Raw genomic sequence first — 12,015 nt, forward strand, 5'->3', positions numbered from 1 at the left:
GCCTCAAATCCTTCCAGGCGGCGGTGTTACAGAGTCAGGGTCATCGCTTTGACCAGTGCGCCCGGCAAATGACTCGATCCGGTTTGCCGTTGGCCGTAGGTGCTGCTCGAAAGGATCAGCTCACGCTCGGCGGTCAAGGCTTCGAGCTGCTGGCCGAGCAGGTTGTACAGGGTGTCGTCGAAGCGCATGGTGCTGACCGGCCCCTGAATCTCGCCGTTCTCGACCCAGAAGGTGGCAAAGCGGGTCAGGCCGGTCATCCGTGCTGCTGGCAGGTCAGAGTAGTTCAGGTACCACAGGTTGCTGATGTACAGGCCGGTGCCCAGGCGCTGGAGGATGTCGGCGGTGGCCAACTCGCCCGGTGCCAGGCTCAGCGCGCAGGGCGACTCGTAGCTGTCGGCGCCGTTGGCGGCCAGCTTGAACTCCGCTGCGCTGCGGGCACTGACCAGGCGCTGCAGGCCGCGACCCTCGGCGATCAGTTGCAGGTCCTGGCGCTGCGAACCTTCGTCGGAAAACGCCGGGCTCAACGAGCCACTGACCTGCTCGCTGATACTCACCAGCGGGCTCAATTGCGCATCGCCGCTGTACAGCCGCTGCAAGGCGCTGTTGCCGGTGGCCAGTGCCTGCGCGGAAAAACCGCCCCAGCAGAGCATGCCGGCGATTTCATCCATGGCCGCTGGCGCTAGGTAAGCGCGATAGCTGCCGGGCTTGAGCAGCACCCCAGGCAGGCCCAGATAGGCCAGTTGCTCGCGGGCCAGGCGCAAACGCTCGACAAAGGCAGCAGCGTCCCAGCTCTGGCCGGCATAGTTGGCTTTGACTGCCTCGCCGTTGGCGTGGAACAGGCTCCAGTCGAAGTTGAAACTGACCGCTTCATGCCAGCCAAACGCCCCGAACGAACTGGCAAAGCCGCGGCAGATCGGGCCGGCGGCGTAAATGCCGACCAAATCCAGTTCGGCAGCTTCGCGCTCGACCAGCGCCAGCACCTCGGCTGGGTCCGGCAGCGCCTGTTGTTGCAGGCTGTGCGAATGCCAGGCGCTGTCGTCCAGGCTCAGGTACGGGTCGACGGCCAGCAGCGGCAAGGTCTGGCGCAATTGCTTGAGGGCATCGTGCAGGCGCTGCTGGTCAAGCTCGGCATCGCCACACAGGGTGAACTGCTGCTCGGCCTGGCGGCCATTGTCGACCAGCCGCAGTTGGGCGTTGGCCTGGCTGACCACACCGGCCTGGCGCACCTTGGCATGGTTGAAACGAATGAACTGCGACTGCTCGGCGCTGAAACCGAGGGTGAACTGCTCGCCGTCGCGCAGGGCAGCACGCAAGGTTTGCAGCAGCTGCTGGAATTGCTCCTGGGGTGTGGCGCGCATCAGGCGTCTCCTCCGAATACATCGATCTGGCTGAACACACAGGCCGGCGACGCATGGCCGACCCGCACCACCTGATTGGGCTCGCCCTTGCCGCAGTTGGGGGTGCCGAGTACCTCGAAAGTGCTGCGGTCGCCGACTGCCGACAGGTCGCGCCAGAATTGCGCCGAAATACCGCGGTAGTTAGGGTTCTTGACCACGCCCTTGAGTTGGCCGTCTTCGATCAGCTGGCCCCACTCGCAGCCAAACTGAAACTTGTTGCGCGCATCGTCAATCGACCACGAGCGGTTGGTGCGCATCAGGATGCCCTGCTCGATACCGCCAATCAGCTGCGCCAGCGACTGCTCGCCGGGTTCGATATTGAGGTTGGCCATGCGGTCGATCGGCGCGCGGTTCCAGCTGCAGGCGCGACTGTTGGCGACCCCATCAAGCCCGGAGCGAAACTGCGACAGCGCGCCCCCGAGCGGGCGTAACAGCTTGCCCTGACGGATCAGGAACTGCTTGCTGGCGGCCGTGCCGTCATCGTCGTGGCTGTAGCTGGCCAGCTCTTCGGCGATGGTCGGGTCGAAGGTCACATTGAGTAGGCTCGAGCCATATTGCAGCTGGCCGAAGTCGCTGGCTTTGACAAAACTGGTACCGGCGTAGTTGCGCTCGTCGCCCAGAATTCGGTCCATCTCCAGCGGGTGGCCGATCGACTCGTGGATCTGCAGCATCATCTGGTCAGGCATCAGCAACAGGTCGCGCTTGCCGCTCGGCGTGTTGGGCGCCAGCAACAGTTGCAAGGCCTGATCGGCAACCTGCGTCGCGGCACCGATCAGACCGCAGCGCTCGATGATCTCGAAACCGCCCTGCTGGCCAAAATTGTCCCGGCCCAGGCTGCGGCTCTGGCTGTCCTGGCCGTCGCTGGCAGTGACGCCCATGCCCGGGAACAAAAAGCGCTGGGCGTGGCGCAGTTCGGCGCCGGCCGAGTTCAAGTAGGTCTGCTCGACTTCGCTGATACCCAGGCTCGCCTGCCAATCGACCAGGCGGTCATCCGTCGGCACGCTGGCCGATTCGGCGGCGAGCAGGCCCAGGCAATCGGCCAGGTTCGGCAGCGGCTGAATGAAGTTGGGGGAGACATGGTCATGGCGCTCGCTCGGCACCGCTTGCGTGCTCAAGTCCAGCAGGCTGTGCCGGGCGATCTGCCGGGCCAGCGCTTCGGCCTGCTCCAGCGCCCGTTGCAAGCCGCTTTGCGAAAGATCGGCGGTGGCCGCATAGGCCTCGACACCGTTGATGCGCACGGTGAGCATGGCGCCTTCGTCCTGATTGAAGAACGGTGGCTGGGCAACATTGCGGCGCACCGCCAGGCCTTGATAGGACTGCTTGACGTGGCGCAGCGAAAACACCTCGGCCGTACTGCGCAGCGAGGCAAAACGCTGGCGCAGCAGGGCGCTGGAATCGAACATGGGCAGAACTCCGTGAACGCGGCGGCTCCCCCTAGAACCACCCTTCGTGCATGCTCAGGCAAGTGTCATCGCGGGCCTCGAGCAGTGCCAGCTCAGTATGGCAGCCCGGTACTTCCCAAGTCAGGAAATAACGCGCCGCCTGCAACTTGCCACGATAGAAGTGGTGGTCGGCCACCGCGCCGTTGACCAGCCCGCGCTCGGCATGCAGCGCCTGCTCCAGCCAGCGCCAGCCAATCACGCAATGGCCAAACACCTTGAGGTACAGCGCCGAGTTGGCCAGCGCAGTGCTGACCTTGCCCGCCGCCATATCGCCAAGCAGCGCCAAGGTCACCGCCTGCAGCCGATTGACCAGTTGCTCAAGCGGCTGGCGCAGGTCATCGAGGGCAGGGTGATGGCTGGCGCGCTCGGCCGTTGCGGCGATCAGGCGGATCAACTGCTTGAGCCCGGCGCCGCCATTGTGCGCCAGCTTGCGGCCGAGCAGGTCGAGCGACTGGATGCCGTGGGTGCCTTCATGGATCGGGTTCAGGCGGTTGTCGCGGTAATACTGCTCGACCGGATACTCGCGGGTGTAGCCGTGACCGCCGAGGATCTGGATCGCCAGCTCGTTGGCCTTGAGGCAGAACTCCGAGGGCCACGACTTGACGATCGGCGTCAGCAGGTCGAGCAATGCCTGGGCCTGCTGGCGCTCGCTGTCGCTGGGCGCGGTGTGGGTATCGTCGAACAGCCGCGCTGCATACAGGCCCAGATCGAACGCACCTTCGACATAGGCCTTCTGCGTCAGCAACATACGCTTCACGTCACTGTGAGCGATGATCGGCACTGCCGCGCTGAGCGGATCCTTGTTGTCCGGCAAACGCCCCTGTGGCCGCTGGCGCGCGTACTCCAGCGAGTACAGGTAGCCGGCATAGCCGAGCATCACCGCACCCATGCCGACGCCGATCCGCGCCTCGTTCATCATCTGGAACATGCAGGCCAGGCCCTGGTGCGGCTGGCCCAGCAAATAGCCCACGCAGTTGCCCTGGTCGCCAAAGTTAAGCGCCGTCGAGGTGGTGCCGCGCCAGCCCATCTTGTGGAACAGCCCGGCCAGCAGCACATCGTTGCGCGGGCCCAAGTTGCCATCGGCATTGGCCAGGTACTTGGGCACGATAAACAGCGAAATGCCCTTCACCCCGGCGGGCGCGTCCGGCAGCTTCGCCAGCACCAGATGGACGATGTTCTCCGACAGCTGATGGTCGCCGCCGGAGATGAAGATCTTGTTGCCCTTGATCCGGTAACTGCCATCGCCAGCCGGTTCGGCGCGGGTGCGGATATCCGCCAGTGACGAGCCAGCATGGGGTTCGGTCAGGGCCATGGTGCCGAAGTAGCGCCCCTCGATCATCGGCTGCAGGAACAAGCGCTTCTGCTCATCGCTGCCGAAACTCTCGATCAGGTTGGCGGCGCCCATGGTCAGAAACGGGTAGGCCGTAGTGCCCGCGTTGGCTGCCTGGAAGTGCGCGAAACAGGCTTGCGAGAGCAGGCTCGGCAACTGCATGCCACCGACCTCGAAATCGCGGTTGGCATTGAGGAAGCCCGCCTGCAAAAAGGCATCGACCGCAGGCTTCACCTCGGCAATCAACTCGGCCCGGCCATCGACGTAGCGCGGTTCATTTTCGTCTGCCTTGCGGTTGTGCCCGGCGAAGTACTTCTCGGCGATGGTGCGCGCAGTGGCCAACGCCGCATCGAAGGTTTCCCGGCTGTGCTCGGCGAAGCGCGGGCGCTGGGTCAGGGCCTCGGCGTCGAGTACTTCGTAGAGCTCGAAAGCCAGGTTGCGGGAGCTGAGCAGGGTTTCGGACATGCTGGCGGGTCCAGTGGTGAGGGGCTTAAGGCGAGTCTAGGAACGAGGAATGGGTGAGGCCAGCATCATTGATTGAGGTGATGGTGTGGGGGAGGGGTGGCGAATTGCGGCCACTAAGTGCATGTCACGGGCTTCTGGAGCGGCCTTGTGTCGCGATGCGCCGCGCGGGCGGCGCTGGATCTTGAGAGCGCTCCCCGCAGTCCCCATTTCCTCGAAGGGCTTCACATGACTTGAGCGCGCTGGCCAAGGCGCTGATGGATGATGCCGAGTTGGGGATGCGGCGGTGATTGCGCTGCGGTGCGCCAACGGCCGGCTATTGGACGTAGTTTGGTGTAACTGCTGCTGATGTCGGGGCCGCTTCGCGGCCCTTTCGCGACACAAGGCCGCTCCTACAGGGACCGCGCCCAGTCGGCATAGGCGCGCCAGACGCCTCGCCCGCCGCCATGCGCGGTACTTTAGGAGCAGCCCCAATACAGGCGACGCCGACCTGGAATCAGGCGATGCAAGTGGCAGCAAGTTGTATCTGAAAGTCATAAAAAAGGAGAGCCGAAGCTCTCCTTTTTGGTTACTGCCGTGTCGGTGTCAGCCGATCGTCATCAAGCTCGCGTTACCCCCCGCCGCAGCGGTGTTGACGCTCACTGCGCGCTCGATCACCAAACGCTCCAGGGCAATCTGCTGATCGCCGCTGGACAGCCCGTGCACACCGACAATCGCCCCGGCGCGCTTGGCTACCTGCTCGCACACGGCGCGCAGTTGGTCCGAGTGGCCGTGGTGGATAACAGCATCGAACGCAACTTCATCCTTGGTCCAGTCGGCCACCAGCTTGACCTTGCCTTGCAGCTCTTTAGGCAGGCGCGCACGCAGGCTCTTGGCCGGCTCGCCGTCGACGCATACCGCCGAGCTGCCTACGGCCAGTACTGCAGCCAATTGAGCCAGCAGGTCAGCTTCATTGTCTGCCAGGCACAGCACATGCTCGCGCGGCAGGATGGTGTAGCTGTTGCGCTCGCCGGTCGGGCCCGGCAGCAGGCGGGTGATGCCGCTCTGTGATTGCTCTGCGAACTGCTCGCAGAGGCTGGCCAGGTCGCTCAGCTGGTTGCTTTCGGCCCAGGCTTTAAGGCTGTGCAGCGGCTTGATCAGTTGCTCGCGCAGGACGCTGTCGACCTTGCTGGCAGCATCGGCCTCCTTGAACTGGCGAGCCACGGCGTCGACCGGGCGGGTTGAGAGCAGCCGGTACAGGTACAGCGGGCCGCCGGCTTTCGGGCCGGTGCCGGACAGGCCTTCACCACCGAACGGCTGCACGCCGACCACGGCACCGACGATGTTGCGGTTGACGTACATGTTGCCGGCGTTGACGGTATCCACAACCTTGGCGATGGTTTCGTCAATGCGGGTGTGTACGCCCAGGGTCAGGCCGTAGCCGGAGGCGTTGATCTGCTCGAGCAACTGGTCGAGATTGCGGCGGTTGTAGCGCACTACGTGCAGTACCGGGCCGAAGATCTCGCGCTTGAGTTCGTCGAAGCTGTCCAGCTCGATCAAGGTCGGCATGACGAAGGTACCGCGTTTGCACTCGGCAGCATCGGCGATGGCCACCTGATACACGGCGCGGCCTTTTTCACGCATGGCCTGGATGTGCTTCTCGATGCCAGCCTTGGCTTCGGCGTCGATTACCGGGCCGATGTCCACCGAGAGTCGTTCCGGGTTGCCTTGGCGGTTTTGCGCCATGGCGCCCTTGAGCATTTCAATGACGCGGTCGGCGGAGTCTTCCTGCAGGCACAGGACGCGCAGGGCCGAGCAACGTTGACCGGCGCTGTCGAACGCCGAGGAAACCACGTCGATCACCACTTGCTCGGTCAAGGCCGACGAGTCGACGATCATCGCGTTCTGCCCGCCGGTTTCAGCGATCAGCGGGATCGGCCGGCCTTGAGCGTCGAGGCGGCCAGCGATATTGCGTTGCAGCAGGCGGGCGACTTCAGTCGAGCCAGTGAACATCACACCTTTGACCCGCTCGTCACCGACCAGACCGGCGCCGACGGTTTCACCGCGGCCTGGCAGCAGTTGCAGCACACCTTCAGGGATACCGGCTTCAAGCATCAAGCGCACCGCTTGCGCAGCGATAAGCGGAGTTTGCTCGGCAGGCTTGGCCAGCACAGGGTTACCGGCAGCCAAGGCCGCGGCAACCTGGCCGCTGAAGATCGCCAGCGGGAAGTTCCACGGGCTGATGCACACCACCGGGCCCAGTGGGCGGTGGGCGTCGTTGCTGAAGTTGTTGCGGGCCTGTACTGCGTAGTAACGCAGGAAGTCCACCGCTTCGCGGACTTCGGCAATGGCGTTGGCGTAGGTCTTGCCGGCTTCACGCACCAGCAGGCCCATCAACGGCTGGATCTCGGCCTCCATCAGGTCGGCGCTGCGCTCGAGGATCGCTGCACGCTCGGCTGGCGGCGTCGCTTGCCAGATCGGCGCAGCGTTCAGCGCGCACTGGATGGCGTTGTCGACATCAATGACGGTGGCTTCCTGCACATGACCGACGACGTCGCGATGATCGGACGGGTTGATCACGGCTGCCGCCACTTCCTGGCTGCTGGCGCAACCCAGCATTGGTGGGGCTTTCCACTCGGTGTGAGCGGTTGCCAGCAACGCGCAGGACAACGACGCCAGGCGATGTTCGTTGGCCAGGTCGATACCGGCCGAGTTGGCCCGCTCGCTGCCATACAGGTCACGCGGCAGCGGGATGCGCGGGTGCGGCAGGCCGATGCTGCCTTCCTGGGCCGCCATTTGCTCGATATTGGCGACCGGGTCGTAGACCAGCTCTTGAATCGAAATCGAGTGGTCGGCAATACGGTTGACGAACGAGGTGTTGGCGCCGTTTTCCAGCAGGCGTCGCACCAGATAGGCCAGCAGCGTCTCGTGGGTACCGACCGGGGCATACACCCGGCACGGACGGTTCAGCTTGCCATCGGCAACTTTGCCCACCACTTGCTCGTAGAGCGGCTCGCCCATGCCGTGCAGGCACTGGAACTCGTACTGGCCCGGGTAGTAGTTCTGCCCGGCAATGTGATAGATGGCCGACAGGGTGTGGGCGTTGTGGGTAGCGAACTGCGGGTAGATGGCTTCTGGCACCGACAGCAGCTTGCGTGCGCAGGCGATGTAGGAAACGTCGGTGTACACCTTGCGGGTGTAGACCGGATAGCCTTCCAGACCTTCGACCTGGGCGCGCTTGATTTCGCTGTCCCAGTAGGCGCCCTTGACCAGGCGGATCATCAAGCGATGGCGGCTGCGCTTGGCCAGGTCGATGACCGAGTCGATCACGTACGGGCAACGCTTCTGATAAGCCTGGATGACAAAGCCGATACCGTTCCAGCCAGTCAGCGATGGCTCGAAGCACAGGCGCTCGAGCAGGTCCAGCGACAGCTCGAGGCGGTCGGCTTCTTCGGCGTCGATGTTAAGGCCGATGTCGTACTGCTTGGCCAGCAAGGTCAGCGACAGCAGGCGCGGGTACAGCTCGTCCATCACCCGCTCGTATTGCGCGCGGCTGTAGCGAGGGTGCAGGGCGGAAAGCTTGATCGAGATGCCCGGGCCTTCATAGATGCCGCGGCCATGGGAGGCCTTGCCGATCGAGTGGATCGCCTGCTCGTAGGAGGCCAGGTACTTCTGTGCGTCATGCTCGGTGAGTGCGGCTTCACCGAGCATGTCGTAGGAATAACGGAAGCCTTTGGACTCGAAGCGGCTAGCGTTGGCCAGGGCTTCGGCGATGGTTTCGCCGGTGACGAACTGCTCGCCCATCAGGCGCATGGCCATGTCGACGCCCTTGCGGATCATCGGCTCGCCGCTCTTGCCGATGATGCGCGTCAGCGACGAAGTCAGGCCGGATTCGTTGTGGGTCGAGACCAGCTTGCCGGTCAGCAGCAGGCCCCAGGTTGCTGCGTTGACGAACAGCGACGGACTGTTGCCCAGGTGCGGGTGCCAGTTGCCGGTGCTGATCTTGTCGCGGATCAGCGCGTCGCGGGTGCCTTTGTCGGGGATGCGCAGCAGGGCTTCGGCCAGGCACATGAGTGCAACGCCTTCCTGCGACGACAGCGAAAACTCCTGCAGCAGGCCCTGAACGATACCGGCACGACCGCTGGCGCTCTTCTGGTTACGCAGCTTCTCGGCGATGCCCGAGGCGAGCTTGTTGGTGGCCTCGGCCTGGGCAGTGGTCAGGCGCGCCTGCTCCAGCAGCATCGGCACCATTTCCTGCTCGGGGCGACGGTAGGCCGAAGTGATGGCAGCACGCAGTACCGATTGCGGCAGGATGCTTTCAGCGAACTCGAGGAAGCATTGATGGCTATGCTCAGGCTGTACCTCGCCGGCGTCGTCACTGAGGTTGGCACCATGGCCATTGATTTCGTGCAGGGTCGCGCCACCCTCGAGCTTCTCCAGGTAATTGAAGATAGCCTGCTTGATCAACCAATGCGGCGTGCGGTCAATCGACTGCGCAGCTGCCTTGAGTCGCTCACGGGTAGGGTCATCGAGTTTGACCCCAAGGGTGGTCGTCGCCATTTCTTATCCTCATTATTGCCACTTGCTGTGGCTTTAGCTGAGGCCAAGATTAGCGCTAGCCCATTGCGGGTGCAACCTGGTGCAACCCGTTTTTTTATAGTTTGAGGTGCAACTCGTCTGGCGCGTGGTTTCAGGTCGTCGCGCTGCTCGATTGTGGTGCGTTTTCCTTTGATAAACGCGGCGTTTGCGACAAAAGTGTCTAAAAGCGACGTTTTCTGTGTAAACGCATTTCAGGGTGCAACTGGCAAATGAAAAATGGTTGCACCCGGTTCATGTTGTTGCATAGCATGCGCCGCCTGGGTGCAACCGCTTTGTCGGCAGGTTGCATGAAATAAAAACAAACGCCAGGGCACAACCATGGGCAATCCTCTGACGATCACCTTCGTGGTCTACATCGCAGCAATGGTACTGATCGGCTTCGCCGCCTATCGCTCCACCAACAACCTTTCCGATTACATTCTCGGCGGACGTAGCCTCGGTAGCGTTGTCACCGCGCTGTCCGCAGGTGCCTCCGACATGAGCGGCTGGCTGTTGATGGGCCTGCCAGGCGCCATCTACATGTCCGGCTTGTCCGAAGCCTGGATCGCCATCGGCCTGACCGTTGGTGCCTACCTGAACTGGCTGTTCGTGGCCGGCCGTCTGCGTGTGCAGACCGAGCACAACGGCGACGCGCTGACCCTGCCGGACTACTTCGCCAGCCGCTTTGAAGACAAGAGCGGCCTGCTGCGGATCATCTCCGCGATCGTCATCCTGGTGTTCTTCACCATCTACTGTGCCTCCGGCATCGTGGCGGGTGCTCGCCTGTTCGAAAGCACCTTCGGCATGTCGTACGAAACCGCGCTGTGGGCCGGCGCTGCTGCGACCATCGCCTACACCTTCGTCGGTGGTTTCCTGGCAGTGAGCTGGACCGACACCGTGCAGGCCTCGCTGATGATCTTCGCGCTGATCCTGACGCCGATCATCGTGCTGATCTCGACGGGCGGCTTCGACACCACCTTCCTCGCCATCGAAGCGCAGAACCCGGCCAACTTCGATATGTTCAAAGGGGCGACCTTCATCGGCATCATCTCGCTGATGGGCTGGGGCCTGGGCTACTTCGGCCAGCCGCACATCCTCGCGCGGTTCATGGCTGCCGAGTCGGTCAAGTCGATCGCCAATGCTCGTCGCATCTCGATGACCTGGATGATCCTGTGCCTGGCTGGTACTTGCGCCGTGGGCTTCTTCGGTATCGCCTACTTCTCGGCCAACCCTGAACTGGCTGGCCCGGTTACCGAGAACCACGAGCGTGTGTTCATCGAGCTGGCGAAGATCCTGTTCAACCCGTGGGTTGCCGGTGTGCTGCTGTCGGCCATCCTGGCGGCGGTGATGAGCACCCTGAGCTGCCAGCTGCTGGTCTGCTCCAGCGCCCTGACCGAGGACTTCTACAAGACTTTCCTGCGTAAAAACGCTTCCCAGGTCGAGCTGGTCTGGGTCGGCCGGATGATGGTCCTGGCCGTGGCACTGATCGCCATCGCCCTGGCAGCCAACCCGGAAAACCGCGTGCTTGGTCTGGTGGCGTACGCCTGGGCTGGCTTCGGTGCTGCGTTTGGTCCGGTAGTCCTGCTGTCGGTACTGTGGAAGGGCATGACCCGCAACGGCGCGCTGAGCGGTATCGTAGTTGGCGCACTGACCGTGATCTTCTGGAAGCAGCTGGACACCGGCCTGTACGAAATCATCCCGGGCTTCCTGTTTGCCACCATCGCCATCGTGCTGGTGAGCAAGCTGGGCGCACCGACCTCGAGCATGGTTTCGCGCTTCGAGAAGGCTGACGAGGCTTACCACATCGGTAAGTAATGTTGCCCTGACCGCTGTATGAAAAAGCCCGCGCCTGTTTAGGTGCGGGCTTTTTCTTGCCCGCTGCAAGGCAGGCCTGCAGTCGCCTGGCGCATACGCAGGCCTGACGGCTCCAGCCTGACAAGGTAAACTTGCCGCCTGCGCAGGAGTTGCCATGAACTATCGTCACGCCTTCCACGCCGGCAACCATGCCGACGTCTTCAAACACATCGTGCTGACCCGCCTCATCGCCTTGATGTCGCGCAAGGAGCAGCCGTTCGCTTACATCGATACCCACGCCGGCCTCGGTCTGTACGACCTGCACGGCGACCAGGCGAGCCGTACCGGTGAGTACCTGGAGGGCGTTGCCCGGCTGTGGGGCCGTGACGATCTGCCCGGGATCACCGCCGACTACCTGCGCGTGATCAAGCGCCTGAATCCAGAAGGTGAGCTGCGCTATTACCCGGGCTCGCCCGAGTTGGCGCGCCGGCTGATGCGTCAGCAGGACCGTGCGCTGTTCAACGAAAAGCACCCGGAAGACGGCCCATTGCTGCGCGAGAACATGAAAAAGGACCCGCGCGTCACCGTTCATCTGGGTGAAGGCTGGCATGTGCCGCGGGCGCTGCTGCCTGTGCAGGAAAAGCGCGCGATCATGCTCATCGATCCGCCGTTCGAGCAGGCCGACGAGCTCAAGCGCTGCACCGTTGCAGTCAAGGAAGCGATCGGGCGCATGCGCCAGACGGTGGCGGTGATCTGGTACCCGATCAAGGACCAGCGCTTGCTGACTCGCTACTATCAGGACCTGACCAGCACCGGCGCGCCAAAGCTGCTGCGCGCCGAGCTGTATGTGCATCATCAGGACAGCCCGCAGGGTCTGAACGGTTCCGGCCTGGCGATTGCCAACCCGCCATGGGGCCTGGAAGAAGAGCTGCGCGAGTTGCTGCCGCTGCTGGCCAAAGAGCTCGCCCAGACTGACGGTAGCTGGCGCCTCGATTGGCTGATTGCGGAATAATCCGATCCTGTCTCGCCGCCC

The 12,015-nt window shown here is 63.3% G+C and carries 6 protein-coding genes; 2 read left to right on the forward strand and 4 right to left on the reverse strand.

Annotated features, from left to right (window positions below; genetic code table 11):
• Window positions 1-26: 26 nt before the first annotated feature.
• The 4 genes from K3F44_RS21980 to putA all read right to left on the reverse strand — a co-directional run bounded on the left by K3F44_RS21980 (window position 27) and on the right by putA (window position 9,170).
• Window positions 27-1,358, reverse strand: a complete 1,332-nt coding sequence (locus tag K3F44_RS21980; protein ID WP_220632960.1) for a TldD/PmbA family protein — start codon at window positions 1,356-1,358, stop codon at window positions 27-29.
• Entirely contained in the window at window positions 1,358-2,800 is a 1,443-nt protein-coding gene (locus K3F44_RS21985) for a TldD/PmbA family protein (protein WP_188035203.1), read from the reverse strand. The genes K3F44_RS21980 and K3F44_RS21985 overlap by 1 nt, the downstream gene beginning before the upstream one ends.
• Window positions 2,801-2,831: 31 nt before the next feature.
• Complete coding sequence (locus K3F44_RS21990) at window positions 2,832-4,634, reverse strand: acyl-CoA dehydrogenase (RefSeq protein ID WP_220632961.1); 1,803 nt, start codon at window positions 4,632-4,634, stop codon at window positions 2,832-2,834.
• 582 nt (window positions 4,635-5,216) lie between these two features.
• Entirely contained in the window at window positions 5,217-9,170 is a 3,954-nt protein-coding gene (gene putA, locus K3F44_RS21995; protein ID WP_220632962.1) for a trifunctional transcriptional regulator/proline dehydrogenase/L-glutamate gamma-semialdehyde dehydrogenase, read from the reverse strand.
• Between the two features lie 357 nt (window positions 9,171-9,527).
• Here putA and putP point away from each other — a divergent pair, with 357 nt between their 5' ends.
• Together putP and K3F44_RS22005 are read left to right on the forward strand one after the other, a co-directional pair.
• Window positions 9,528-11,003, forward strand: a complete 1,476-nt coding sequence (gene putP, locus K3F44_RS22000; RefSeq protein WP_220632963.1) for a sodium/proline symporter PutP — start codon at window positions 9,528-9,530, stop codon at window positions 11,001-11,003.
• Window positions 11,004-11,157: 154 nt separating this feature from the next.
• Window positions 11,158-11,994 carry a 23S rRNA (adenine(2030)-N(6))-methyltransferase RlmJ gene (locus K3F44_RS22005; protein ID WP_150571094.1) on the forward strand — a complete coding sequence of 279 codons (837 nt, stop codon included), beginning with the start codon at window positions 11,158-11,160 and terminating at the stop codon, window positions 11,992-11,994.
• The last annotated feature ends 21 nt before the right edge of the window (window positions 11,995-12,015 follow it).

The sequence above is a fragment of the Pseudomonas sp. S07E 245 genome, from assembly GCF_019599025.1.
Taxonomy (GTDB): Bacteria; Pseudomonadota; Gammaproteobacteria; order Pseudomonadales; family Pseudomonadaceae; genus Aquipseudomonas; species Aquipseudomonas shirazensis.

Coding starts and splice junctions, on each gene's coding strand:
- K3F44_RS21980 (WP_220632960.1), bottom strand. CDS start 1,358: ATGCGCGCCACACCCCAGGAGCAATTCCAGCAGCTGCTGCAAACCTTG.
- K3F44_RS21985 (WP_188035203.1), bottom strand. CDS start 2,800: ATGTTCGATTCCAGCGCCCTGCTGCGCCAGCGTTTTGCCTCGCTGCGC.
- K3F44_RS21990 (WP_220632961.1), bottom strand. CDS start 4,634: ATGTCCGAAACCCTGCTCAGCTCCCGCAACCTGGCTTTCGAGCTCTAC.
- putA (WP_220632962.1), bottom strand. CDS start 9,170: ATGGCGACGACCACCCTTGGGGTCAAACTCGATGACCCTACCCGTGAG.
- putP (WP_220632963.1), top strand. CDS start 9,528: ATGGGCAATCCTCTGACGATCACCTTCGTGGTCTACATCGCAGCAATG.
- K3F44_RS22005 (WP_150571094.1), top strand. CDS start 11,158: ATGAACTATCGTCACGCCTTCCACGCCGGCAACCATGCCGACGTCTTC.